Below are 25,326 nucleotides of genomic sequence, written 5' to 3'. Positions count from 1 at the left end.
AGCGCGAAAGGTAGCGGCGCAGCGCTGCTGCGCCCAAGCAGCGCGAGGGTAGCGGCGCAGCGCTGCTGCGACCCCGCCAAGGTGTATGCTCGCCCTGACAAGCTACCCCTTGACAACCGACCGTCGCGGCATAAGCACGGTGTAATCGAAATCGAGCACCACTGCCGGATCGTAGTTACCCTCAGCATCGCGGTAGGGGAAATCGTGGCACGGTCGATCTTTGGTGGCGACAGTGCGCACTCGCAGCGCCCCAATATCGCTTCGTCCGGGAATCTCCAGCTTAGCCAGAATCTCCGACCAGGCGTAGATCGTATCACCCGCGAAGCTGGGATTGGTATGGCGACCGCCATTGATTGCGGCGATGCTAAGCGCATTAGCTAAGCCATTGAACGAGAGTGAACGGGCCAGACTGATAATATGACCACCGTAGACAATCCGTCGGCCAAAGCGTCCTTCACGCTCTACGTGCAGATTAAAATGCACCCGCGCAGTGTTCTGATAAAGGCGCGTAGCCTGCATATGCTCGGCTTCTTCAATCGTCACGCCATCGATATGATCGATCTTCTCGCCGACTTCGTAATCTTCCCACACATATGCGCTACCGGCGCGAGCCACATCGTACTGGCCGGGCTGAATGTGATAGGGAACCATCAAATCACTCACCGGAACCGAATCAGGTAACTCAGGTATGACCGGCTCCGGCGCCGGCGCCTCCAGATTGCGCTTGCGAACCATCACCCAGCGGATATATTCCAACACTAGCTCATTGCGCTGATTAACACCCACTGAATGAACATACACGACGCCCGTCTTACCGTCTTTGTTCTGGCGCAGACCGATCACCCTTGAGGTTGTCGAAAGGGTATCACCAGGATAGACCATCACGCCAAACCGACCACCGGCATACCCAAGATTGGCAATCGCGTTAAGCGAGATGTCGGGGACAGTCTTGCCGAAAACGATGTGAAAGACGAGCATGCTATCAATCGGCGCTCGTTCGAGACCTAAAGTTTGAGCGAAGGGAGTAGCCGAGGTGACGGCGAACCGCGATCCGTAAAGCGCGGTATAGAGCGCCACATCACCCTCGGTAACCGTGCGAGGCGTGGCATGCACGATCTCCTGACCCAGGCGAAAATCTTCGAAGAAATTGCCGGGATTGGTTTTAACGCTCATCTGCTGCTCCTTACCGCTGAAACAGATGCGTAACGCAGAGAAAACTGTCTGTAAGAACACATCAGCGCGGGGTGATGTGTCTATCACCACCCCGCGCCTCGCGGCTCATTGCTCGAACCCATACGCTTTCGCCAGTTCGGGGTCTTTCCTGGCGATCATGCGGGCCAGATCAACAATCACCTTCGCCTGCTTCCATGTCGCGTCATCTTGCATCTTGCCGTCAATCATCGCCACGCCAGAGCCGTCTGGCATCGCATCAAGGATACGCTTGGCAAAGAGCACTTCGTTTACATCGGGGCTAAAGACGCGCTTGGCAATCGGAATCTGGTTGGGCGCAAGCGACCAGGCGCCGGTGCAGCCGAGCAAGAAGGCATTGCGGAACTGCGCCTCACAGGCAGCTTCATCTTTCAGGTCGCCGAAGGGACCGTAGAAGGCGCGGAGACCGTGCGAGACGGCGACATCAACCATGCGGGCAATCGTGTAGTGCCAGAGATCTTGCTGGAAGAAGGCCCGCTCGGTCTGCCCCTCTTGCGCATCGGCGAGCACGCCATAGAAGGGGTGACCGCCGCCGACGCGCGTGGTCTTCATGCCGCGTGACGCGGCCAGATCGGCAGGGCCGAGACTGAAACCATGCATGCGCGGACTGGCGCCGGCAATCGCTTCGAGATTGACCATTCCCTGCGCCGTCTCGAGCAGAGCATGAATCAAAATCGGCTTTTGCACGTGATATTTCGCTTCGAGCAGGGCTAAAAATTGATCGACGAAATGAATATCCCAGGGTCCCTCGACCTTCGGGATCATAATCACATCGAGTTTGTTGCCGACCTGCGCCACAATCTCGGTAATGTCATCGAGCACCCATGGGCTATTGAGCGCATTGACCCGCACCCAAAGCGCAGTATCACCAAAATCGGTATTGCGCGCGACTTCGATGAATCCGGCGCGGGCCGCTTCTTTGGCGTCAACTGGGATCGCATCTTCGAGGTTGCCGCACAGCACATCGACCTGTTTGGCAACTTCGGGAATGCGAGCGCGAATCTTCTCAATGTGGGGCGGGAAGAAGTGAACAACTCGCTCAGGTCGCACTGGCAATTCGCGAATCGGTTGGGGCGCGCCGATAGCGAGCGGATTGTAAAAATTGCGCGGTAGCTTGTGCATTCATATCCTCCTTGCCAAATTATCCTGACTGACCCAACAATACCCGGGAGAATGGCTTACAACGCCAAACAGTTCAGTCCTCGGTTGTTATTCTTCTTCCGGCCCGGCCACAATGCCTTCATCGTGCAACCGACCTACCTCACCTTCACTCAAACCGAGCACCTCAAGCAGGATCTCGTCGGTATGCTCGCCGAGACGCGGCGCCGGACGCGCCGGCAAACGCGGCGTTTGACTGAAATCGAGCGGTGATCCTGCCATCAGATACGAACCGATACCGGGCTGCTCAACCAGCTCAAACATCGGGTTGTCGGTTGAACAATCGGGATCCTGGGCAATCGCTTCGCGTACCGTCCGGTACGGCCCCCACGTTACCCGGTGCTGTTCAAAGATGCGCTGTACCTCGGCAAAGGTGCGGGCGTGAAACCACGGCTCAAGCAGAGCGGCAATTTCGCGACGGGCGCGGAACCGGTCACCTTCCTCATCCATGTTAAGACCAAGGCGCTGGCCGAGCGCGTTGAAGGCATCGGTCAGACCGGTAGCTTTGCCTAATGCCTTCCACTGCAAATCGGTCAGGCCGACTACCATAACGCGCTTGCCATCGAGCGTTTCGAAATCGCGCCCAAAGGCGCCGTACAGATAGTTACCCTGCCGGGGCCGATCGGTGTTGTTGACCATCACTTCGGCAATCATACCAAGATGGCCAATCATCGCCAGACCAACATCTTTGAGCGCCAGCTTGACCAGTTGGCCTTCGCCGGTCAGGCGCCGATGACGTTCGGCAGCCAGCAAACCGACAGCGATCATCTGACCGGTGACAATGTCCCACGCCGGTAGCACGTGGTTGACTACTTCCGATGAGTTGAACGGCCCGGTCATGAAAGGAAGCCCCAGTTGCGGGTTAACCGTGTAATCAACCTCAGAACCGCCGTCACGCCGGCCAAGCAGATTGACCATGATCAAGTCGGCACGATGCCGTTTCAATGCATCGTAGCTGAGCCAGCCGCGAGCCGGGAAATTGGTGATGAACAAGCCGGCATTGTCGCCGGGAGCGCAGATCAGTTGGGTTAAAAGTTCCTGGCCGCGAGGATGGCGAATATCGACGGCAATTGAGCGTTTGCCTTTGTTTAGGCCGGCCCAAAACAAGCTATGCTTGCCATCGAGCGTGACCGGCCAGCGTTTGTAATCGAGGCCGCCACCGATGGGATCGAAGCGGATAACATCAGCTCCGAGCTGAGCCAGGGTCATGCCGCCGAGCGGTGCGGCAACAAAGGCCGATCCCTCAACGACACGCATACCACTGAGAATGCCATTCATACTGATTGCCCCCTGTCATTATCTCCCACGGAAGCCGGGCAATAGCGAGTGGGTTGCCTGACCCTCCCGCCAATGCCCTGGCGTTCTGATGGTTGCAGCTAAATCACCCGCTTGGCGCGCAATTCACCGATCTGCTCGTCATCCATTCCCAACCACTCGCGTAACACCTCATCGGTATGCTCGCCGAGTTTGGGACCGAGCGACCGGATTTTGCCGGGAGTCTCTGACAGTTTGGGCACAATATTCGGCATGATCAGGGTCTCGCCGATGTCTGGGGCATCAATTGCTACCAGATTGCGGCGCGCATGCACGTGGCGATCACCGAAGAAATCGGCAATGTCATTCAAGGGCGCAGCCGGAGTGGCCGTAGCATAGCAACGTTCGAGCACCTCTGCTCGCGTCAGTGAGCTACACCAGTCGCGGACAATTTCGTTCACGTCACTGGCATGCGCCAGACGCACTTTCTGATCGCCATAGACGCTCGAAGAAGCCAGTTCCGGTCGTCCCATTGCATTGGCAAGGCGAGCGAAGAGCTTATCGGTCGCGCACGAAATTGCCACCCACTTGCCGTCTTTGGTCTGGAAGTGACCGTGAGGGCAGGCAAACTCGTTGTAGTGCGAACCGTGCCGCTCGCGCACCTTCCCGTACATACCATAAGCCGGCACCAGCTCATCGCTACAACGGAATACCGATTCGTACAACGCAGCGTCAACATACTGGCCGCAACCGGTCTGCTCACGGTAGCGCAATGCCAGGAGCACGCCGATGCAGCCGTACAGGCCGGTCATATAATCGGCCAGCGTCGTCGAGCCGGGAGTTACCGGCGTGCCTTTAGGCATGCCGGCCAGATAAGCAATGCCGCCGACTGCGTGCGCAATGCGCGCAAAGCCGGGTCGATCGCGGTAGGGGCCGGTTTGACCGTAACCGGTAACGCGCAACATGATCAGGCGAGGATTGATCTTGCGCAACACATCCCACCCCAATCCCCACTTTTCGAGCGTACCGGGGCGAAAGTTCTCGCATAAAACATCGGTTTGGGCAATCAACTCTTTGAAGACACGCGCGCCGTCAGGATGTTGTAAATTGAGCGTAACCGAACGCTTATTGCGCGACTCACTTAACCATGTCAGTGTGTCACCACGCGCTGTTGGCGTGCCAAAGCGACGGAGCGCATCGCCACCGATTGGATGTTCTACCTTCAGCACATCGGCGCCAAACTCGCCCAGCAACGTCGCGCAGAAGGGCGCAGCAATCACCGTTGCCGCATCAATCACCCGAATCCCGGCCAGGGGCAGGGTCGTATCTGTTTCAGCCATTGCGTTCACCTCGTAGTGTCGAAACAGCGCAGGTAAATGGTCGCATCGTTGCGGCTTTGCAGCAGAGCGTTAAATAATCTTGCGAGCGCGGAGCTGTTTGATCTCCTCAGCCGAAATGTCGAGCAACTCGCGCAACACTTCATAGGTAGCGTTCCCCAGCGGCGGGCCGAGATTGGTCACCCGACCCGGCGTTTCTGAGAGGGTGGGAATGACGTTAGGCACCACCACCTCGCCAACCCCTTCGGCCTCGACTCTGGCCAGATTCCCGCGCGCGCGAAAATGCTCGTCGTTAAACATGTCGGCAATGCTGTTGAGTGGGCCAACCGGCACCTCTTTCTCAAGACAGCGTCGCATCACTTCATCACGGGTCAAAGAGCCAACCCACTCGATGGTAATCTGATTGACCACATCGCGCGCGGCGAGTCGCTTGCGTTGATCGCCATACAGTTCTGGAGCGGCCAGCTCAGGGCGCTCCATGGCTTCGGCGAGCCGCTCGAACATCTTATCGGTCGTGCATGCAATCGCTACCCACTTGCCATCTTTGGTGCGGAAATGGCCATGAGGTACCGCCACAAAGCTACCGGCGCCTTCGCGCTCACGGATCTTGCCAAACAAACCGTATGCCGGCGCAATCTCGTCGAGAATGCGGAAGACCGCTTCGTAGATGCCAACATCGATCAGTTGCCCGCGACCGGTCAGTTCTTTATGGCGCAGCGCGATCAAAACGCCGACCGCGCCAAACAGGCTGGCAATGTAGTCGCCAAGCGGCGCGGTGCCGGGCAATACCGGCGTCTCGCCGGGAAAACCGGCCAGATAGGAGAGACCACTAAAGGCATGCGCAATATGCGCAAAACCAGAACGACGCCGGTACGGCCCGGTCTGACCATACCCCGACACGCGCAGCATTATCAGGCCTGGATTAACTGCTTGCAATGTTGGCCACGATAACCCCCACTCTTCCATCGTGCCTGGACGGAAATTTTCGATCAGGATGTCTGACTTCGCGACCAGTTTCAAGAATAGCTGTACGCCTTCCGGTTGACGCAGGTCGATTGTCGCCGACTTGCGATTACGCGCTTCACTGAGCCAGGCTAACGTCGCGTCGTGGCGCGTCGTAGGCGTGCCGAAACGACGCATCGGATCGCCACCGATTGGGTGTTCAACTTTGAGCACTTCTGCGCCAAATTCACCCAGGATAGACGCCGCATATGGACCGGCCAGAAAGTTACCGACATCGATCACGCGAATACCGCTCAGCGGCAGTCGGTCGCGGTTAGTCGCCGGTTCTGGCATGGGCATTGGATCGTTGCGTGGCTCGTCCACCGATGCAGTTACTTCTGGTTCCGTTGACATAGCCGATTCGCTTCCCTCCGGCACGCTTGATGTCTGATTGGTGGTCTTCGTCGGGCGTACACCTTTTGCCATCGTTCCTGCCCCTCCTTGCCATTTACACTACAGGCAGCAACACAAAACTGCCATGTGCCTCAAATAAGGCCACCATGGCCGTCAACGATAACGTGTTCTCTTATACGGGCGTGGGTAATGCGCGTGTTTGTACCATAGCATAAGACAAAACTTTTCGCAATTACCGGTTACCAACTTTTAACTACTGGTTGATATAAGTAAATCCTTAGATCAATGGCGTTACAATAAAAAGTACATATCAGTTTCACGATCTATTTGCCCGGTTCGCATAGCCGGCAACCTGCTTCCTGGCCATTAGTCGCCGGAGCAATCAGAACCGGGTGGGCAAGCCGAGCGATGATCCATACATCGCCGATCTTGCCGCCGTTGAAGCGCTTAACACCGGGAAACAATCGCTTGCGGATCGCGTGGGGGAGCAGACATCAATAACAGGTATGCCGATCTGATCAGCCTGTCGGCCACGATATGCGCTTTGCGCGATGCGCAGGCATTTCGTAAATCCGTTTGTCGCGCAATCATGGAATCGCTTCCCGTCTCAAGGCGACTCTGCCGACAAAATTCTGAATTCATGAACGAAATGGAGGTACCGCGTGAGCAATGAAGACTGGATGGCGTGGATCGGGCGCACCGAACTGGTTGAAGATGACATCTGTCTGGCCCAGGCGCTGGCGGCGGCAGCGACACTCGAACCACCTTCAGCGTCGCTCAGCGCTGGCGCGCCATTGCCACCGCTATGGCACTGGTTCTATTTTTTGCCTCGCGCGCCACAATCCAAACTCGGCAGCGACGGGCATCCGCAACGTGGCGGCTTCATTCCCCCCATTCCATACCCGCGTCGCATGTTTGCCGGCGCGCGGCTTCGCTTCCATCAACCGTTACTGATCGGTCAGCCTGCGCGTCGCGAAGGGGTGATACGCAATATCACCCAAAAAACCGGACGCACCGGCCCACTTGCCTTTGTGACGGTTGGTTATCAGATCTACCAGGGTGATACCCTCTGCATCGAGGAGGAACAGGACATCGTCTATCGCGAACCAGGCGCGCCGGTTCCAGCGCCAACACCGGTTGAGTTGCCGCCGGTAAATGATGCGATTACCCGCGCGATCACTCCTGACACGCGCCTGCTCTTCCGCTTTTCGGCCCTGACGTTTAATGCCCACCGCATTCACTACGATCGCCCTTACGCGCAACAGGAAGAAGGGTATCCCGGTCTTGTCGTCCATGGGCCGCTGGTGGCGGTGTTACTGATGGAACTGGCCCGCCACAATACCACGCGCCCGATCACCGGCTTCAGCTTCCGCAGCCAGGCCCCCCTTTTTGATCTGGCTCCTTTCCGGTTGATCGCCCGCTTCACCGATGATCGGGTTGAGCTGGAAGCGCAGGGACCTGATGGCGTCACTGCTCTCAGTGCCACGGCAGAGTTAGGATAGGTATAGAAACGATGGGCCAATCGACGGGGAACGACAACCCGCCAGGACGTTCGCTTCAGGCGTGTTCGTTCCCCATTGCTACATCGATTATCCGCCCGGCCCCGGCATAAATATTGCACGACGCGCCACGCAGGAAGCCGATCAAGGTCATATTGAAGTGTTGCGCTACCGCGACGGCCAACGCCGAGGGCGCGCCAACAGCGACCACAATAGGGATGCGGGCCATCAGCGCCTTTTGCATAATCTCAAAGCTGGCCCGTCCACTGACCAGTAACAACGACCGTCGGAGCACCTCAAGCTGACCGCTCAGCAGATGCGCGCCGATGAGTTTATCAACTGCATTGTGGCGACCAATGTCTTCGTGGATCGACAGCAATCGGCCATCGGGGGTAAAGAGTGCCGCAGCATGTAGACCGCCGGTGCGGGCAAACAGGTCTTGAGCCTGCCGCAACGCGCCATCGATGCTGCCGAGTGCCGCGCAGCTCACCTGGACAGGTGGATCGTCGTTGAGCGGCGCGCAGCCGCGCAAGCGCAACGACTCTAGCGAAGCTTTGCCACAGACACCGCACGACGATGAGACGAAGAAGAGCCGGCGCGCCGTGTCAAGATCGACGTTGAGACCGGGCCGCAACGCGACAATCAGAGTATTAAACCGGGCATCATCGTCGAGATCGGCGTCAACACAGTAGCGGATGGTACTGATGTCGTAACGTTCGCGAATGATACTCTCGCCAAATAGAAAGCCGGCAGCCAGTTCGACATCGGCCCCCGGCGTGCGCATAACAGTCGCCAGCGGTACCGCAAGCGCACTATCGGGCAGCAATAACCGGATCTCTAACGGCTCTTCGACTACCACCACATCTTTTTCCTGTCGCCAGCGCCCATCGCGCACTTTGACCACGGTACGCCGACGAACAGTTGCGCGAGTGATCATTGATTTCTGCCTTACATTGCTAATGCCTGCTCTCGACAGAGAGACGCTCGATGTCCTGCGACTCCAGCCGATGAATACTGACAATCGCTTTATAGGCCGGCACGCCCGACCCCGGATCACGCTGATGAGCGTTAATCAACACATTCCCTTCCGGCCAGTGTACCTGCACATTACCCGGCATAATTGGCGCGCATTTGATCCGCGCTCGCAGCTCGCCAACGTCTGAGCGCAATATCACCCAATCACCTTCCCGCGCGCCTAACTGTGCCACATCGGTGGGGTTAATCAACACATCTTCGCGCAAAGCGCCGTTAAGTGGATCGCGTTCGGCGTGCACCAGCGAATTGAATTGTTTGCCGCGCCGGGTTTTCAACACAAACTTCCCCGCTGGCAAGACGGTTCGCGGTGGCTGTAGCGGGGTAAAATGCGCTTTGCCGTCGGGCGTGGCAAACTGGCCATCACGACAAAGTAGACGCCCACCCCACTGAACGTGATCGCCTGCCTTGCGCAGGAACTGAATACCATCGTAATCAGGAATGAGCCGGGCGATCTCGGCGCGGATCTGCTGACCATCGACAAAGCGGATCAATCGTGACCGCTCAGGATAGACTCGCTCGGCCACCTGCATCAATATTTCCCACTCACTGCGCGCCTCGGCTGGCGGCGAGGCAATGAAGGGCGAAAAGATGATTTCACGTTCGGTTGAGGTTTCGGTGCCGCCATCGCGCTGTTCGTAACGGGTTGCTGCCGGCAACAAAATCACCGTATCAGCCGGATCGACCAGCATCTGACTGGTCAACACGATGTCCTGATGAACGCGCAACGGTGGGCGGGCAAGCGCCGTTCGAATATAGTTAGGATCGGGCATCGTATCTAAAAAATTACCACCAACCGCATAAAATACATCGAGTCGACCCTCGTAAGCGGCATCGAGCATCTCACCGCAACTCAACCCCTTCCAATCCGGCACCGCAAAGCCCCATTGCTCACTCAGCCAGCGCGCGTGATCGGCGTTTACCGGTTTGCCACCGGGGAAGGTGGTGGCAGTGCAGCCCATCTCGCCGCCACCCTGCACGCCACTATGACCGCGGATCGGCATTACACCGCAGTATTCCCGTCCGATAAAGCCGCGAGCCAGGGCCAGATTGAGAATGGCTTTGACGTTTTCTACCCCATACTCGTGCTGCGTGATGCCCATACTCCACACAAACACAGCACTCTTTGCCTGCGCAAGCGCCTCGGCCAGCGCCAGCATCTCCGTCCGGGTAGAACCGCTCGCCAGTTCCAGTTCTTCCCAGGACTGCAAAGCCAGCGTAGCTTGCACGTCGGCAAAACCATGCGTGTGCGCTTCGATATAGGCGCGGTCGATCCAATCGCGTTCAATCAGATGTTTGAGCACGCCATTAAGAAAGGCAATGTCACCGCCAGTGTGAATCTGGAAAAACCGGTCGGCGAGACGAGTGCCAAACAACGCACTCTCGAACACGCTCGGCACCCAATAGCGTTCAAGCCCCGGTTCACGGTAGGGATTGACCACAAAGATGCGCGTGCCATGCTGTTTGGCGTAGTAGAGATATTTGGTCGTTACCGGCTGGTTATTGGGGGTATCGCTGCCAATGAAGAGCAGAACATCGGTGCCGATCCAGTCACGATAGCTACAGGTCGAAGCAGCCACGCCAAGCGCTTGTTTCATCGCCGTAGTGCTGGGAGCGTGACAGAGACGGGCAGCGTTATCGACGTTGTTGGTGCCGAGAAAACGCGCAACTTTCTGGGCGACGTAGTATGTTTCGTTGGTGATACCGCGCGAAGTAAGGTAGAACGCGACCCGGCGCGGATCGGTGACACGAATGCGCGCCGCGATCTCGTTGAGTGCTTCGTCCCAACCGATCCGGCGAAAACCGGCCTCGCCACGGCGACGGATCAGCGGGAATGGCAGCCGACCGAGCGCGCGCAGCTCGCGACCATTCAGCGAGCGCAAGGTTGCTACATCTTCCAGACGCCGAATATCGAGGGGCGGCATGGTGTTAAGCCGGAGCAAATTCAGCCGCACTGTGCAGAGATGCACCCCCTTCATGGTGAAATCGCGCAGTCCGGCAGTGCCCAGCGCGCAACCATCGCACACACCTTCGTTCAGGATCCGCCACGCCTTGCCAAGACTATCGCGGTTTTCCCATACGGTGCGCGCGATCTCCCAGTAGTGATTAGGCTTGACCTGACCGAGACCATTCGGCACCAGACTCACCCACGTCGCCGGATTCCAGCCCCGTCGTTTCATGCTGCCTCCTTGCAGGGTCGTTGCATAAGGGAATGCTATTCTTATTGTACCAGCAAGATTGCGCATAACAAGTAACTTCCGCGCCGCTGGGGCGCCCCTCTAGACAAACCACCTCACCTTCGTGTAGACTAAAAAGAGAAGAACAATTGCCACATATCACGTCAAGGCGACGATGAACTGGCTCATTATCATCGTCTGCCTCAACGTATATGTAAGCGCCGACAAAGCACGCATTAGTTATGCAAGCTCAACCCGAACCGATTTTGGTGATTGCCGCCCATGCCGACGACATCGAGTTTGCTGCCGCCGGAACAATTGCCGGCTGGGCAGCGGCTGGGCATCCCATTACCTACTGCATCGTCACCGACGGTTCGGCAGGTTCTAACGAGCCAGGCACCGATCTGACAGCGCTGGTTGCTCGTCGGCAAGACGAGCAACGGGCAGCGGCAGCAGTGCTAGGCGTGCGCGATGTGCGTTTCCTCGGCTATCGTGATGGAGTCTTGCAGCCCACCCTTGAACTCCGCCGCGAACTGACACGACTGATCCGTGAGGTGCGCCCCTTCCGCGTGCTTTGTCAGGATCCAACACTGGTCTTCGCCGGAAACAGCTACATCAATCATCCTGATCACCGCGCCGCCGGTGAAGCCGCGATCTATGCCGTGTTTCCCAGCGCGGAAACGCGCCCCATCTTCCCGGAATTGCTCGCCGAAGGCTACGAGCCGCACAAAGTGCGCGAGCTGTATCTGATGTTCCCTCCTGCGCCCGATCTCTACCTCGACATCAGCGACTGGATTGAGCAGAAAATCGAGAGTCTGCTCTGTCATCGTTCGCAACTTGGCCCCGACGTAGCCGATTGGGTGCGCAAGTGGGATGCCGAGAACGGCGCTCACATTGGTGTTGCCTACGCCGAAGCCTTCCGGGTGATGCGTCTCGTCGATAATTAGCCCCGCGACACCAGATCATCACCAGCGGGCAGCGCAAGCTGCTTCCCGGTGATTTGGTGTATGCGCTGTTTTTATTGTTGTCAGTGCCGGCACTGCCGGCTAGAAAGGAACGACATTGGCCGATTGATACCCGTGAGGTGCGCGTGAGTCAGGGCCGCGCGCATCTCGGTCACGCCGGGTGCTGAGTCCGGTGTGCAGCCCTGTGTTCGTGTCCGCGCCAGGGTCGGGGCATGTGCCTACGATGTGGTCTCTGGTTAAAACCTGCTGCGGTGTTGCAGTCGCGCGCTGCGCGTTGGAGACCACGGTAGCGGACGTAGTTAGTGAGGTTATATGAGTACCTTAACGAACAATCGCTTGCAGGCCCTCAGTGACAACGTTTGGCTGCACTTCTTCCAGATGGGCCACTTTTCCAGTACCGACGCGCGACCCACTGTGCTGGTGCGTGGCGAAGGGTCGCGCGTGTGGGATCAAGACGGAAATGAGTACATCGACGGTCTCTCCGGTCTGTTTACGGTCAACGTCGGCTACGGTCGCCGGGAAATTATTGAGGCGATCAGCGCTCAACTGAACAACATCGCTTACGTCAGCCCCTTCAGCTTCCCCAGTGTTCCTCTGATCGATCTATCGGCGCGATTGGCTGCGCTCAGCCCAACTGGCCCCCGCTCGCGCGTCTTCCTCACCACCGGCGGTTCAGATGCGGTCGAGACTGCGCTCAAAATTGCCAAAGTATATCAGCGCCGCCGCGGTTTTGCTGACCGCACCAAGATTATTGCGCGCCGGGTCAGTTATCACGGCACCTCGATGGGCGCTCTTTCGGTCAATGGCGTCACCTCGATCCGCAACGGTTTCGGCCCGCTCGTGCCGGGAGCGCGTCACGTTCCGCTACCCTATCGCTATCGCTGCGCATACTGCGCTCACCACAGCGGCTGCCAGAAGGTCTGCGTCGATGAGGTGGAACAACTGATCGAATTCGAAGGGCCTGAAACCATCGCCGCGATTATTATGGAGCCGGTGCAAAATAGCGGTGGCGCAATTGTCTCGCCGCCAGGCTACTTGCAACATATTCGCGACATTTGCGATCACTACGGGATCGTGATGATCGTCGATGAAGTAATCTGTGGCTTTGGCCGGGTTGGCGACTGGTTTGGCTCAACCGCGATGGGGGTGAAGCCGGACATCATTACTTGCGCAAAAGGGATCACCAGTGGCTACGCTCCATTGGGCGCAGCCGTTGTGAGTGATGCGATCGCAGATACGTTTGTTTCCGATAATGATGCCGATAAATTTATGCACGGTATTACGTTTGGCGGGCATGCTGCCAGTTGCGCGGCGGCGCTGGTCAACCTTGACATTATCGAGCGCGAACATCTGCTTGAGCGCAGTCGCGAAATGGGGAATTATCTGATGCGCGAGTTAGAGGCAGCGGTTGGCAACCACCCCAACGTCGGCGAAGTGCGGGGAATGGGCATGTTCATGGCCGTCGAGCTGGTGCGTGACCGTGTCACCCGCGAGTCGCTGGAAGAAGAGCGCCTAATGGTCTGGTTGAGCGATCAGTTGAAGCAGCGGGGCCTGATCTGTCGTGCCGATGACCGACTTGAGCCGGTCATCCAGCTTGCGCCGCCGCTGATCCTGACTCGTGAAGAGGCTGACCGCTGCGTGCAGATCGTGACTGAAGCGGTGACTGCGCTGGGCCGTAAGCTGGGGAGCACGCCAACTATGTTTGCGCTCAACCTGCCAGCCGAAACACCAACGGCAGTGGCGGCAGATTAAGTAACGACTGATGCGATAATGGCTTGATCTGTACCGACAGAACCAACTCTGTCGGCACAGTGTGATCGACAACCACCTGAGCAAACTCGACCTGGCACAGAACGCAGTCAGCGTCTCATGTCCCATCCTGCAACCCGCTTGCCATCGGTGAGCGGGTTGCAATCTGGGCAAAAGATGACCGGGCCAATCAACCGGCAGACAACATCTGCACCTGCCGCGCCAGCGTGATGGCATCGGCGAAACCTTGATTTACCTGCCGCACAATACCGCGCCCATCGAGCACCACCGTGGCCGGTGCGGTCAAAATACCGAGACGATCAACCAGATGCGGATGCTCCGGCGCTAACACGGTTGCTACCGTCACCTGTTCGCCCAACAGCGCCACCAGTTGCGTCAGCGCCGGCGCCTGACGGCTTCGACACTCACGGCAACCAGGAGTGGAAAAGGCAACGACTACCGGCTTGCCGGGCGGAACAATACCGATGAAAAGTTGAGTTTCGCTCAGCGCCCTCAACCGACCCGCTTGCCAGCGGCGTAATCCTGCCCAGACCAGCAGGATGACACCCCCAATCACAGCAACGACCAGTAGACGTTCAATCATGGGAAGATACTCGCTTCAACACACCTAAACGTTGGAGGTGGAAGAAGATAAAGCAACCGGCGCAAAAACCGAACAGCAGATTGATCGCCGCCAGCGTTACCACCAGCAAAGCCAGTACCCAGCCGGCAATTTGAGCGCCAGACCACAATGCCAGCGTAGCCAGAATCAGCACAGCAGCGCCCATCCCCTGCGCGAAGCGGTGTGGCGCTGCGTCTTCGGCAACGAGATCGGGACGCAATAATCTCAACGGACGGAGAACGTGCCGGTACAGAAGCTGAAACAAGGCTAACTTCGGCGAAATGGCACCTGGCGTCATGACGGCGGCTACTACCGCGACCAGCCATGCTTGTTGAGCGACAAATGCGATCAACAAGAGCAGGATGATAATAGCCTGATTAACCCGGAGCGCAGTTCGATCAAAGGGATGCGACGGTGAAGTGATTGGTTCAGCAGACATTGTTAACTTCCTCGCGTCACTTTTCAGAATTTACGTCATTATCTTAAATAAAATGACCGATTTTGTCAAGATTAATCCAGAACATTGTCGCCAGGCTATGAGACCAGGATTACCGCCCCGTCGCGCTAGCGCTTGCCAATCGTAAATGGCGGAAGCGACATCAGGCGCAGATACAACGGTCATGAATGCGACTGAACCGATCAGATTGATAACCTTCGCGCCTGAAGCTATTTGCTGCCAATCGATCAGCTCCATCAGACCGGTTGCGCACCCTCTCTTCATATGTCAATGACCCCAGCGCCCGCGCCTTTTTCTGCAATCAGACCTTTCCACAGTCAACCGCCATGCTACGCTCAACTGTAGCGTTTCAACTGATTCGCTATCAGTCACACGATTCGAGAGAATTGCTTACAACAATGCTTTCACAGGCGAAATCGGGACCGATCTCGTTGCAGCATTTGTTGATGGTCAAAGAATCTGACGACCTGGTTTCGTGGAAGGTTATTGCCGGCAGGAAACGTGGAACGTGGAAAGTAGGGTACAATAAAGCAAATGCGACGGAGTATTACACTCCGTCGCTGCACTGGTAGCGGCGGCAGGATTCGAACCTGCGACCTTCGGGTTATGAGCCCGACGAGCTGCCACTGCTCCACGCCGCGTCACCGTTTGATAATATAGCACATCAGGACAGGTATGTCAAGCAGTTTTTTGCTACACGTTGTTGTTAAACAGGCTGAGACTCCAAATCAACTCGATCAGATTCGCGACCTGTTTCGCGAATATGCCGCCAGCCTGCCAATCGATCTCGATTATCAAGGATTCACCACCGAGTTGGCGGCACTACCCGGCGCGTATGCGCCGCCGCAGGGACGACTCTGGCTGGCGCTGGTTGATGATATTGCTGCCGGGTGTGTTGCGCTGCGACCACTGACCGCCACTGTTTGCGAGATGAAACGGCTCTACGTGCGACCACAATTTCGCCGCTACGGGATAGGCTGGCAACTGGCAAGCCGGATAGTCGCCGAAGCAGCGACCATTGGCTACGAGCTGATGCGCCTCGATACGCTGCCATCAATGCAGCGGGCGATCCAGCTTTATGAAGCGTTGGGGTTTACCCGGTGCGCAGCGTATTACCCAACCCCTATTGCCGAAACGGTGTTTATGGAGCGGCGGCTGGGAGAGCAATAAAATGGCTGTAGTGTTGTCGCCGTGCCGCTGTAACCGACGCAGCGGAAGCAGCCCGGCAACATTGAGGTTACAGACTGCTCCGCTGCGTTTGCCCTGGCACATCGACTACTCAGCGCACCGAGCGGTAGCCCCCCGACACACCACGTGGCGAAAGCACTAACTGCCAGAGCTGGCTGGCCCGCGCCATAAAACTACCGGCGCTCATCAGTAAGTAGAGTCGCCACATGCGGTAGAAACGCTCACCGTAACGCGGGGCAAGCTGCGGCCAGGCCTGTTCAAAATTCGCATGCCATGCTTTGAGCGTGGTCACATAGTTGACGCCGAAGTTGTGCCAATCTTCAAGCACAAATAACCCCTCAAACGCAGCGGTGAGCAGGCGTGGGGATGGGAGCATAGAGTTGGGAAAGATGTAGCGTTCGATCCAGGCATCGCGCCCCTGATAAGCCACATTTGTGCCGATGGTATGCAACAGGAAGAGACCATCATCGGCCAGCAATCGGCGTACCACGCGCATAAACACGCGGTAGTTGCGATAGCCGACGTGTTCAAACATCCCAACCGAGATAATCCGATCAAACCGACCACGAGTCTGGCGATAGTCTTCCAGCCTGATTTCAACCGGCAACCCGCGACAACGCTCTTGAGCCAGTATGGCCTGTTCTTGCGAAACGGTAATCCCAACAACATGCACACCGTAGCGCTCGGCCAGATACTGAGCAGTGCCACCCCAACCACATCCGATATCGAGCACGCGCATCCCCGGTTGCAGATCGAGTTTGCGCGCGATCAGATCAAGCTTCGCCTCCTGGGCTTCATCAAGAGTGCGGGCGCCATTCTCCCAGTAGGCGCAACTGTAGATCATGCGGCGATCAAGCATTGCCGCGTAGAGATCGTTACCAATGTCATAGTGCCGCTGACCGATCACAAAGGCGCCTTTGCCACGCTGACGATTGAGCAAGCGGCTGTCGAGCCAAAGCGGGAAGTTGACCAGCCAGCCAACCTGATTCGGCGCCTGCGCGCGCAACAGCCGACAGATAAACTCGTCGATCGCCGCGCAGTCCCACCAGCCATCCATGTATGCTTCGCCCAAACCCAACGAGCCACCGAGCAACGATCGCAGGTAGACCCGTTCGTCGTGGACCTGGATATCCCAGGGTTGTGAACCATTCACAGTGATTCCCGCCGTCTTGAGCAGATCGGTTGCATAGGCGCGCGCAAATCGGTTGAGAGCGTGGGAAAATGTTCGCGATGCGCGCGCAGTGGTCGCCAGAGAAGCCAGTTCACGTTCAGGCATACCATCCCCCTTATGACATGCTCCAGAACAAAAGAACACGCTTCGCAACCGTCGCTTGCCGCAAATTCACCTACGGTTTCAGTTCGCTACTTGTCACCCCCTGGTAAGAGCGGTATACTGCTTGCAAATAAAACGATTGCATATGGACAGGTTTACTATTATGAAACAACACAACGTTCGATCTCATTTGCCGCACCAGCTTATTCACGATGTTTACGTTTTGCTGGATGACGGTGACCGGCGCGCGCTGGCACATTCCAACCTGTCTCCACTCGAGTTCAATCTGCTTTTGCAGCTTGATCTCGAGCAAGGTCAACGATTGACCGATGTCGGCGCCAAACTGCTCTGCGTCAAGAGTACCATTACCCGACTGGTCGATCGCCTTGAGCGTGAAGGATTGGTGCGACGCAATCCCGATCCCGATGATCGACGCGCTCAGCGTCTGATTCTCACGCCGCGCGGCGCAGCGGTGCGCGCAGAAGCGCTGGCGATGCATAATGCTGCCGTCGAACGCCGGATGAATTTGCTCGACGAACAGGAGCAGGAAGAGTTGACTCGCTTGCTCCTGAAACTGCGTGATGGTCTCGCTGCGGATCTGGCCAACCAACAAGCAATTGAAGCTGAGTCATAACTGGTTTTCAATGTACTGCGCATCATGGCCTGCTTTCAAACGGTATTATTTATAGTACCGCATATTTGATAGCAGGCAAGCGTATGCGCTTGATTCAACTGACGCTGGGATGGTTGGCCGGAATTACACTGGCGGGAAATCTGTCTTTGCCGTCGCGCTGGTTTGTGCTGGCTGCCGTCATCGCAGCAGTGGCAATCGCGTTCGACCGTAGTCGCGGACGCTGGCTAACACTGATGGCGCTTTGCATAGCGCTTGGTGGGGTGCGTTATCATCTTGCCCAACCACTGATTGGGCCATACCACATCGAACGCTGGGCCGATAGCGATTCGGTGACTCTGATAGGCCGCATTGAAGATGAACCGCGCCGCGATGACTCCGGTCAACAGATCGTCATTGCCGTTACCCATGCCGGCACTGACAATCGCATGACACCGGCGGAGGGGCGAGTGTTAGCGCGGGTGCCACCCTACCCGGCCTATTATCCGGGTGACCGGTTGCAGTTAAGCGGACAATTGACGAAGCCTCACCCTGCTCAACGACCAGATGAATTCGATTATCGCGCCTACCTCGCCCGGCGCGGTATTTTTGTGTTGTTGAACCGCCCTACGGCAATTCAGCGCCTCACTGGATACGAAACGTCGTGGGGGCTTGCGCCGATCAGCCAGTTTCGCGAGCACTGTCGGCGCATTGTATTACGCCTTTTACCCGAACCGCAAGCTGCGCTGGCAATCGGTATCTTGCTCGGCATTCAGGCCGGTTTGCCTGATACAACTCGCGCTGCTTTTGCAACAACCGGCACGTCACACATCCTGGTCGTGTCGGGATGGAACTTTACCATCGTCGCCGCGACGCTGTCGGCGCTGGCGACTCTGCTACGATTGCGGCCATGGCAAGCCTTCTGGATCAGTTTGACCATTATGTGGATATATGCTGGTTTCACCGGCGCTTCCGCCGCAGTTGTACGCGCAGCAATGATGGCCAGTCTGGCTTTGCTGGCCCGCACTGCCGAACGTCAGAGCGAACCGTGGCGATTGCTATTGGCTGCCTGCTCGCTGCTCACGCTGATCAACCCGCATACACTGTGGGATCTCGGCTTTCAGCTCTCGGCTCTGGCTACCGCTAGTCTGTTCGCTTTCGGCAAACCGGTTGAACGCTGGCTGAACGGAATCCACTGGCTGACACACCCCATCGTGGCAGCAGTGCGTGAAGCGCTGACAGCAACTCTGGCCGCTCAGATCCTGACCTTACCGCTCATGCTCTATCACTTCGGCAATCTATCGCTGGTTGCGCCGCTGGCCAATATCCTGATCGTGCCAGTTGTACCGATAGCAATGCTGTTGGGAATGGTGGCGCTGATCGGCGGGTTGATCTGGCTGCCACTCGGTCAATGGCTGGCAACAATCGCCTGGTTGCCGCTAAGCTGGATTACCGGCACAGCCGCTGCCCTGGCGCAACCGGTATGGGCTGCGATTGCAGTGCCGACCTTTCCCCTTTGGTTCTTACTGATCAACTACGCAATCATGATTGGATTCTGGCTCTGGCAACGGCCTGATCTGACAGAGCACATCGATGTCGATAATGCTGTATAACCTCAATCGTTAAGAGCCATCATTACCGGTCAGGTTTCCGCTCATCTTTGGTCAGGGCAAGCGGAGCGCCGCAATGCAATCACCCTTTTGCCGGGATCGCACTGGCTACGACACTGACAGGAGCACAGCGGGGCTGTGACCCGATATTTCGATCAGTGCTCGCCAGTACCGTTCATTGCCGTCTCTACACTCCTGGCCGCGCCGCAATGCAATCACTCTTTTACCGGGATCGCGCTGGCTACAACACTGACAGGAGCACAGCGGGGCTGTGCCCCGAATGTATTGCTCACTAACAGCGTTCGTTGCGGTACAACGCATTTCTCAATCGCGCTTGATCTGTCACCAGGAGAGGCTTCTGCTCAGATCGAACCGGTATTACCGTTTGCGCCTTGTGTTATGATACAAATGGTAAGCTAGATACCTAAAGGAACACTGTCATGGCCCAGATTGCCCCCTATGGTAGTTGGCGTTCGCCAATCTCTGCCGCAATGCTCGTAACCAAACAAGTCAGCCTCGGCTGGCCACAGATCGATGGCGCCGATCTCTACTGGATTGAGGGGCGTCCGCAAGAGGGTGGACGCAACGTCATCGCGCGACGCGCCGCCGATGGCGCCGTCGCCGATGTCACTCCCAGCGGGATGAATGTGCGCACACTGGTACACGAGTATGGCGGGCTAAGCTATGTTGTCGATCAGGGTGAGATCTTCTTTGTTGAGTTTAGCGATCAATGCCTTTACCGCCAGCGCGTCGGTGAAGCGCCAGTTCCGCTTGGCACGCCAGCCGGTCTGCGTTTTGCCGAGCTGATCGTCGATCGTCCGCGCAACCGTTTGATTGCCATCGGTGAGGATCACCGCAATCCCGGTGAACCTCAGAATTACCTGGTTTCAATCGATCTCGCAACCGGAGCCACCACTCCATTGCTGACAGGACGCGATTTTGTTGCCGCCCCACGCCTCAGCCCTGATGGAGCCTGGCTGGCGTGGCTGGCCTGGGATCATCCCAATATGCCGTGGGACGCTGCCGAGTTATGGGTAGCGCCGATACTGGCCGACGGTCGCCTGGGCGAAGCGCGCCAATTGGCCGGTGGTCCTGGTGATTCCTGCTTCCAACCAGAATGGACAGCCGATGGCCATCTTCTGGTAGTAGCAGAACGCACCGGCTGGTGGAATCTTTACCGCCTGGATCACACCGGCGCTGCGATACCCATCTACCCGACCGAAGCCGAATTTGGTCAACCGCTCTGGCAGCCGGGTATGCGAACCTACGTACCCTTGCCGGATGGTCGCATTGTCGCCGCTTTTTGCCGGCAAAGTCGCTGGCACATGATTGTGATCGGCCCGAACGGTCAAATCGAACCGCTCGACGTACCGGTCACAGTAATCGCAATCGTTAACGGCGCCGACAACCGGGTCGTCTTCGTCGGTAGTTCGCCCACAATGCCAGCCACGCTGTTTCTGCTCGATCTGTCTGATCGTTCGCTGACTCTAATTCGACGCAGTGGCGATATACCGGTTGATCCAGCCTATCTCTCGTTGCCAGAAGTGATCAGCTTCCCAAGCGCAGGTGGACGTACCGCTTACGGCATCTTCTACCCGCCTCATAATCCCGACTTTACTGCTCCTGACGACGAACGTCCGCCGCTCCTGGTTATGATCCACGGTGGCCCAACCGCAGCTACCTTTCCTACCTTGCGTCTTTCGATCCAATACTGGACGAGTCGCGGCATTGGTGTGCTCGATGTGAACTATGGCGGCAGTACCGGTTTTGGACGAGCTTACCGCGAGCTGCTCGATGGCGCCTGGGGCATTGTTGATGTGGAAGATTGTGTCGCTGGCGCGCGATTTCTGGCCGCCAACGGCAAGGCTGATTCTGACCGGCTGTTGATTACCGGTGGTAGCGCCGGCGGGTTTACGGTACTGGCGGCGCTGGCCTTCCATAATACCTTTCGCGCTGGAGCCAGCCACTTCGGGGTCGCCGATCTGGCGGCACTTGCCCGTGACACCCACAAGTTTGAGTCGCGTTATCTCGACCGCCTGATCGGCCCCTACCCTGAACGGAACGATCTCTATCAGGCACGATCGCCGCTCTACCATGCGCATCAGATCAATGCGCCGGTCATCTTCTTCCAGGGCCTGGAAGACAAAGTGGTACCGCCAGCGCAATCCGAAACGATGTATGAGGCCTTGCGCGCCCGTGGTATTCGCACTGAGTATGTGCCGTTTGCCGGCGAACAGCACGGGTTTCGCAAAGCCGAAAATATCATTACTGCCATCGAGCGCGAACTGGCCTTTTACGGCGAAGTGCTGGGCTTTACGCCGGCTCTGTGACGACAAGGTAAGGGAAAGACGCAAGCGCATCTGGATGGGCAATGACTCTGCGGAACAGATGAATGTTTGATCATCCTGACGCGCTTCATCGCGGCTGAGTTGCGTGCTATACTTAGGATCATCAAACGACACGACATCGGTTGCGGGAGAAAGATCTTGAGCACGGAACCAGCCGCTTTACTCGAGCGCGCTACTGCTATTGTTGCCGCTCAACTGAACGGATTGCGCGAACTGTACCAGCAGGCCCTGCAACAGCAAGAGGGAGCGGTGCAGCGCGCGCGCCAGTTGGCGAGGCAGCTTGATGAGGCCATTGTGCAAGAGCAGTTTGCTCGCGAGCGCGGCCTGCCAACCGTCACAGCGGCGGCGCGAGTCAAACAATTGCGCGCCGAACATGCCGCCGCCGCTGAAGCCGAAGCCGAGTTGCGCCGCTCGCTACGCCAGCTCGATCAGCTCATTCGCCAGATCGAGATGAGCAGCACGACTTTGACCCGCAACGTTGAAGGCATTGCCGCCGATCCGTGGGTACAGGCACTGCGGGCACAGGTCATCAAGGGCCGCGAGGAAGAACGTATCCGGTTGGCGCGCGAAGTCCACGATGGTCCGGCACAGGTGCTCGCCAATGCTCTGATGGGAGTGGAAGTCTGTCAAAACCTGCTCCAGGAGCAGCAGCTCGATCGTCTTGGCGTAATCCTTAGCCAGCTCAATGATAGCGTGCGCGAAGGTCTGCGCGAAGTGCGCAGCTTTATTGCCGACCTTCGGCCAGGCAAGCTTGAAGAGCAAGGACTTGTTCCCGCACTCCATGAATATATTCGTCGCTACCGCGATACCGTCAGCAGTCCTGTCATATTCGAGGCTGACCCATTGCCAAGACTGCCGGCTGAAGACGAAATTGTGCTCTACCGGATTGTCCAGGAAGCATTGCAGAATGCGCGCAAACACGCTCGCGGCGCGCCGGTGCGGGTGACGATCCTGGCGCGCGGCGGACGTTTGCTCTTGTCGATCCGTGATGAAGGGCCGGGTTTTGATCTACGCGAAGTGATCCGGCGCGCCGGACGCGAGAGCTGGGGCCTCACCAGTATGCGCGAACGCGCTGAACTGATCGGCGCTCAGTTGACCGTCACTACCCGACGTGGCGCCGGCACTGAAGTGCAGGTAACGATGCCGCTCCCGGCATAACAAGGAGTTGATTGTGACAGTGCCATCAACACCAAAAATCAAAGTATTAGTCATCGATGACCATCCCCTCTTCCGCCAGGGAATCCGCTGGAGCCTGGAAAACGCTCCCGATATTGAAGTTGTGGGTGAAGCAGAAAACGGGCAAGAGGCAATTAAGCTGACCGAACGCCTCTTTCCCGATGTTGTGCTCGTTGATATTAATTTGCCGGGACTGAATGGGCTGGAAGTGGCCCGTGTGATCAAGCGACGCGAACCACGCACCGGTATTATCGTGCTGAGCGTGTATGAAGACGATGACCAGTTGTTTCAGGCCATTAAGGTTGGCGCCGCCGCCTTCACTGCGAAAGATATTAGCCCGGATGAACTGGTGCAGATGATCCGCGAAGTGGCCCGCGGACGTTACCTGATCAACGATGCCGTGCTGGCGCGCCCCAATGTTGCCACCCGAGTGCTGCATCAGTTTCGCGAGCTGGCCGCCACCGATGAGGAAGATGGCGCAAACCTCTTTGCTCCCTTGACCTCGCGCGAGATCGAGATTCTCGACTGTATTGCCCGTGGTCTCTCGAACAAACAGATTGCCAGTGAGTTGAATATCAGCGGTCAGACGGTCAAAAATCATATCACCTCGATCCTTGCCAAATTGCAGGTGAATGACCGCACGATGGCGGTGATTGTCGCTATCAAAAAGGGCTGGATCAAGATGGGGTATTCTCAGTCACCGGATGGATGATTTGGCTGATGTTCTTGCGCAAGATAGCGCGATTGCCGGTAGCCACCACGGAAACCTCCGTTTACACCGTCACCATTTGTCATTCACTAAACTACATACGATAGCAATTCCCCGTGAAACTATTCTATTGACAGTGTTGTCCATCATCTGAGTCGTTGCCAAATGGCTTAATCGCGCCGCGCAGAACTCAGATGTTCACCATCGCCACCAGACTCCGCAATGTGAGACGGCAAGCGCAACCAGGCAAACTCCCGGCAACACTCTCGGCGCGCCTCAACCGGGCGTCACCACGATGCTGGCGAAGCGACACACCCTGCCTGCTCCAAACCAGCGCAACATTAGACATCGCCATCATCCGCGTAGCGCCGCGGCGATCACTCGATCCAGTCGCGCAGTATCACGGGCTAAAACCACGCTGTCAAACGTTAATCTGGGCAACCGGTCAATGACGATCTGGCTCGCCACATCGGCCAATTCCCGCGCAGTGATCGGCAACGCCGAACGAACGGCCTGGCGAAGCTGCTCAGCCTGCTGATCGGGCCAGAGCCGGTAGCGCATGATCAACCCTTCGGCAGCGCCAAACAGCCGCGCCGCGCGCATCTGATCAACGCGCAGATCAAGATAAGCCAGTCCGATCAGAACGGCAGCAAGTTCTTCGGGATAATACACCTCGAAGGCTTCTTGCCGGGCAGCATTCATATGCATGCGCGCCACATCGTGACGGTTGGCGGCCAGGGCCAGATAGCCTTGCCAGCGCCACAGGACTACCTGCGCATACCGAATTCCCATTTCACCGATGATCCTGGCCGCAACGTTCAGATGACGATCCGCCCTATCCAGTGCGCCCTCAATCACATCGATAATAGCGAGACGAAGATGGGTTTCCCATAATGCCATCGCATCGCCATTGTCGGTTAATTCGCGTTCGAGAGCGTTGAGCAGCCGGCGCGCCGCCAGAAGATCGCCACGCCCGCGCAATGCATCGGCCAGATCACATTGATAACGGTAGAACATGATGTGGTCGCCGGTATCCCGCATGAGATCAACCGCTTCGGTCAGGCGCGGCAACGCTTCAGAAAACTGCCCGTGCATGCGATACGCCATTCCAAGCTGGTTTAAGGCGTAGGCCAGGATTGTGGGAGCCTGATGCTGGCGCGCAAGCGTGATCGTCTCGGTCAGAATCGCTTCACAACGCTCAAAATTGCCAGGATAGCGATTGAGCATTCCCAGGTATGCCAGTCCCTGCGCTACATCGGCTAAACTCCCCGCCTGGCGCGCCAGCGCAATGCCACGCTCGATCTGTGCAGTAGACTGGAGCGAACCCTGCTGTGAAGCCACGTAACCTACCGTGATCAGCGCTCGCCCCAGTAACACTGGCGGGATAGCAGGCAAGTCGGCAGACATTAGCAGCGGCTCGATTAAGCGCGCTTCGTAGACTGCTCGCCGACTCAGCCAGTATACCCGCAACGCGGTTGTAATCTGCGCGGCAATAACCCCGCCATCGGCGCTGAGCGACCAGCGGATCGCCGCGCGCAGATTGGGGAGATTATCGTCGATTTGACCGAGGATGCTGGCTGCTGAAGCACCTTCAAGC

General features: G+C 57.3%; 20 protein-coding genes and 1 tRNA gene. 9 read left to right on the top strand and 12 right to left on the bottom strand.

Annotated features, from left to right (window positions below; all coding sequences use genetic code 11):
- Positions 1-102: 102 nt before the first annotated feature.
- The 5 genes from Q0650_RS13435 to Q0650_RS13415 form a co-directional block, all read right to left on the bottom strand.
- Positions 103-1,173: a MaoC family dehydratase gene (locus Q0650_RS13435; protein WP_298819806.1), complete on the bottom strand. Its 1,071-nt coding sequence runs from the start codon at positions 1,171-1,173 to the stop codon at positions 103-105.
- A 105-nt stretch (positions 1,174-1,278) separates the two neighbouring features.
- Positions 1,279-2,331: a CoA ester lyase gene (locus Q0650_RS13430; RefSeq protein WP_298819805.1), complete on the bottom strand. Its 1,053-nt coding sequence runs from the start codon at positions 2,329-2,331 to the stop codon at positions 1,279-1,281.
- Positions 2,332-2,418: 87 nt separating this feature from the next.
- On the bottom strand, positions 2,419-3,645 hold the full coding sequence (locus Q0650_RS13425) for a 2-methylfumaryl-CoA isomerase (RefSeq protein ID WP_298819803.1): 1,227 nt from the start codon (positions 3,643-3,645) through the stop codon (positions 2,419-2,421).
- 98 nt (positions 3,646-3,743) lie between these two features.
- On the bottom strand, positions 3,744-4,961 hold the full coding sequence (locus Q0650_RS13420) for a CaiB/BaiF CoA-transferase family protein (protein WP_298819801.1): 1,218 nt from the start codon (positions 4,959-4,961) through the stop codon (positions 3,744-3,746).
- A 69-nt stretch (positions 4,962-5,030) separates the two neighbouring features.
- The gene (locus Q0650_RS13415) at positions 5,031-6,260 is read right to left on the bottom strand and encodes a CaiB/BaiF CoA-transferase family protein (protein WP_298819807.1); all 1,230 of its coding nucleotides are present in this window, start codon (positions 6,258-6,260) and stop codon (positions 5,031-5,033) included.
- Between the two features lie 716 nt (positions 6,261-6,976).
- Between Q0650_RS13415 and Q0650_RS13410 the strand changes: the two genes are divergently transcribed.
- Positions 6,977-7,816 carry an acyl-CoA dehydrogenase gene (locus Q0650_RS13410; protein WP_298819799.1) on the top strand — a complete coding sequence of 280 codons (840 nt, stop codon included), beginning with the start codon at positions 6,977-6,979 and terminating at the stop codon, positions 7,814-7,816.
- A 55-nt stretch (positions 7,817-7,871) separates the two neighbouring features.
- On the opposite strand, the gene fdhD is transcribed toward Q0650_RS13410, so the two are convergent.
- Both fdhD and Q0650_RS13400 read right to left on the bottom strand, forming a co-directional pair.
- Positions 7,872-8,750 carry a formate dehydrogenase accessory sulfurtransferase FdhD gene (gene fdhD, locus Q0650_RS13405; RefSeq protein WP_298819797.1) on the bottom strand — a complete coding sequence of 293 codons (879 nt, stop codon included), beginning with the start codon at positions 8,748-8,750 and terminating at the stop codon, positions 7,872-7,874.
- 19 nt (positions 8,751-8,769) lie between these two features.
- Positions 8,770-11,025: an FdhF/YdeP family oxidoreductase gene (locus Q0650_RS13400; RefSeq protein ID WP_298819795.1), complete on the bottom strand. Its 2,256-nt coding sequence runs from the start codon at positions 11,023-11,025 to the stop codon at positions 8,770-8,772.
- Between the two features lie 239 nt (positions 11,026-11,264).
- Here Q0650_RS13400 and Q0650_RS13395 point away from each other — a divergent pair, with 239 nt between their 5' ends.
- Together Q0650_RS13395 and Q0650_RS13390 are read left to right on the top strand one after the other, a co-directional pair.
- Positions 11,265-11,969, top strand: coding sequence for a PIG-L deacetylase family protein (locus Q0650_RS13395; RefSeq protein ID WP_298819793.1), 705 nt, complete (start codon positions 11,265-11,267; stop codon positions 11,967-11,969).
- Positions 11,970-12,299: 330 nt separating this feature from the next.
- The gene (locus Q0650_RS13390; RefSeq protein ID WP_298819791.1) at positions 12,300-13,739 is read left to right on the top strand and encodes an aspartate aminotransferase family protein; all 1,440 of its coding nucleotides are present in this window, start codon (positions 12,300-12,302) and stop codon (positions 13,737-13,739) included.
- A 187-nt stretch (positions 13,740-13,926) separates the two neighbouring features.
- Here the strand turns inward: Q0650_RS13390 and Q0650_RS13385 are convergent, their stop codons facing one another.
- The 3 genes from Q0650_RS13385 to Q0650_RS13375 all read right to left on the bottom strand — a co-directional run bounded on the left by Q0650_RS13385 (position 13,927) and on the right by Q0650_RS13375 (position 15,456).
- On the bottom strand, positions 13,927-14,340 hold the full coding sequence (locus Q0650_RS13385) for a co-chaperone YbbN (protein ID WP_298819789.1): 414 nt from the start codon (positions 14,338-14,340) through the stop codon (positions 13,927-13,929).
- On the bottom strand, positions 14,333-14,797 hold the full coding sequence (locus Q0650_RS13380) for a DUF4395 domain-containing protein (protein ID WP_298819787.1): 465 nt from the start codon (positions 14,795-14,797) through the stop codon (positions 14,333-14,335). Before Q0650_RS13380 ends, Q0650_RS13385 begins: the two co-directional genes overlap by 8 nt.
- Before the next feature lie 584 nt (positions 14,798-15,381).
- Positions 15,382-15,456: transfer RNA gene (locus Q0650_RS13375), tRNA-Met, on the bottom strand.
- Between the two features lie 34 nt (positions 15,457-15,490).
- On the opposite strand from Q0650_RS13375, the gene Q0650_RS13370 reads away from it, so the two are divergent.
- Positions 15,491-15,985 (top strand): GNAT family N-acetyltransferase, encoded by a 495-nt coding sequence (locus Q0650_RS13370; RefSeq protein WP_298819785.1) that lies wholly within the window; start codon positions 15,491-15,493, stop codon positions 15,983-15,985.
- A gap of 109 nt (positions 15,986-16,094) precedes the next feature.
- Here the strand turns inward: Q0650_RS13370 and cfa are convergent, their stop codons facing one another.
- Complete coding sequence (cfa, locus tag Q0650_RS13365) at positions 16,095-17,279, bottom strand: cyclopropane fatty acyl phospholipid synthase (protein WP_298819783.1); 1,185 nt, start codon at positions 17,277-17,279, stop codon at positions 16,095-16,097.
- A 160-nt stretch (positions 17,280-17,439) separates the two neighbouring features.
- Here cfa and Q0650_RS13360 point away from each other — a divergent pair, with 160 nt between their 5' ends.
- The 5 genes from Q0650_RS13360 (at position 17,440) to Q0650_RS13340 (ending at position 23,732) form a co-directional block, all read left to right on the top strand.
- Positions 17,440-17,910: a MarR family winged helix-turn-helix transcriptional regulator gene (locus Q0650_RS13360; protein WP_298819782.1), complete on the top strand. Its 471-nt coding sequence runs from the start codon at positions 17,440-17,442 to the stop codon at positions 17,908-17,910.
- Positions 17,911-17,993: 83 nt separating this feature from the next.
- Positions 17,994-19,499, top strand: a complete 1,506-nt coding sequence (locus Q0650_RS13355; protein WP_298819780.1) for a ComEC/Rec2 family competence protein — start codon at positions 17,994-17,996, stop codon at positions 19,497-19,499.
- 437 nt (positions 19,500-19,936) lie between these two features.
- On the top strand, positions 19,937-21,826 hold the full coding sequence (locus tag Q0650_RS13350) for a S9 family peptidase (RefSeq protein WP_298819778.1): 1,890 nt from the start codon (positions 19,937-19,939) through the stop codon (positions 21,824-21,826).
- 156 nt (positions 21,827-21,982) lie between these two features.
- A complete protein-coding gene (locus Q0650_RS13345) occupies positions 21,983-23,002 on the top strand; it encodes a sensor histidine kinase (protein WP_298819776.1) in 1,020 nt (339 codons plus the stop codon).
- A 13-nt stretch (positions 23,003-23,015) separates the two neighbouring features.
- Positions 23,016-23,732, top strand: a complete 717-nt coding sequence (locus tag Q0650_RS13340) for a response regulator transcription factor (RefSeq protein ID WP_298819774.1) — start codon at positions 23,016-23,018, stop codon at positions 23,730-23,732.
- 351 nt (positions 23,733-24,083) lie between these two features.
- Here the strand turns inward: Q0650_RS13340 and Q0650_RS13335 are convergent.
- On the bottom strand, positions 24,084-25,326 hold a 1,243-nt coding region (locus Q0650_RS13335), incomplete at its 5' end, for a hypothetical protein (RefSeq protein ID WP_298819772.1).

The organism is uncultured Chloroflexus sp. (genome assembly GCF_937129525.1).
GTDB lineage: Bacteria > Chloroflexota > Chloroflexia > Chloroflexales > Chloroflexaceae > Chloroflexus.
This window is presented reverse-complemented; position numbering and strand designations above follow the sequence as displayed.

What these genes read in the sequence shown, in the direction of transcription:
- Q0650_RS13430 (WP_298819805.1), bottom strand. Translation starts at nt 2,331, where the DNA reads ATGCACAAGCTACCGCGCAATTTTTACAATCCGCTCGCTATCGGCGCG.
- Q0650_RS13420 (WP_298819801.1), bottom strand. Translation starts at nt 4,961, where the DNA reads ATGGCTGAAACAGATACGACCCTGCCCCTGGCCGGGATTCGGGTGATT.
- Q0650_RS13380 (WP_298819787.1), bottom strand. Translation starts at nt 14,797, where the DNA reads ATGTCTGCTGAACCAATCACTTCACCGTCGCATCCCTTTGATCGAACT.
- Q0650_RS13435 (WP_298819806.1), bottom strand. Translation starts at nt 1,173, where the DNA reads ATGAGCGTTAAAACCAATCCCGGCAATTTCTTCGAAGATTTTCGCCTG.
- Q0650_RS13360 (WP_298819782.1), top strand. Translation starts at nt 17,440, where the DNA reads ATGAAACAACACAACGTTCGATCTCATTTGCCGCACCAGCTTATTCAC.
- Q0650_RS13385 (WP_298819789.1), bottom strand. Translation starts at nt 14,340, where the DNA reads ATGATTGAACGTCTACTGGTCGTTGCTGTGATTGGGGGTGTCATCCTG.
- Q0650_RS13425 (WP_298819803.1), bottom strand. Translation starts at nt 3,645, where the DNA reads ATGAATGGCATTCTCAGTGGTATGCGTGTCGTTGAGGGATCGGCCTTT.
- Q0650_RS13355 (WP_298819780.1), top strand. Translation starts at nt 17,994, where the DNA reads ATGCGCTTGATTCAACTGACGCTGGGATGGTTGGCCGGAATTACACTG.
- cfa (WP_298819783.1), bottom strand. Translation starts at nt 17,279, where the DNA reads ATGCCTGAACGTGAACTGGCTTCTCTGGCGACCACTGCGCGCGCATCG.
- Q0650_RS13390 (WP_298819791.1), top strand. Translation starts at nt 12,300, where the DNA reads ATGAGTACCTTAACGAACAATCGCTTGCAGGCCCTCAGTGACAACGTT.
- Q0650_RS13400 (WP_298819795.1), bottom strand. Translation starts at nt 11,025, where the DNA reads ATGAAACGACGGGGCTGGAATCCGGCGACGTGGGTGAGTCTGGTGCCG.
- Q0650_RS13350 (WP_298819778.1), top strand. Translation starts at nt 19,937, where the DNA reads ATGGCCCAGATTGCCCCCTATGGTAGTTGGCGTTCGCCAATCTCTGCC.
- fdhD (WP_298819797.1), bottom strand. Translation starts at nt 8,750, where the DNA reads ATGATCACTCGCGCAACTGTTCGTCGGCGTACCGTGGTCAAAGTGCGC.
- Q0650_RS13395 (WP_298819793.1), top strand. Translation starts at nt 11,265, where the DNA reads ATGCAAGCTCAACCCGAACCGATTTTGGTGATTGCCGCCCATGCCGAC.
- Q0650_RS13370 (WP_298819785.1), top strand. Translation starts at nt 15,491, where the DNA reads ATGTCAAGCAGTTTTTTGCTACACGTTGTTGTTAAACAGGCTGAGACT.
- Q0650_RS13415 (WP_298819807.1), bottom strand. Translation starts at nt 6,260, where the DNA reads ATGCCCATGCCAGAACCGGCGACTAACCGCGACCGACTGCCGCTGAGC.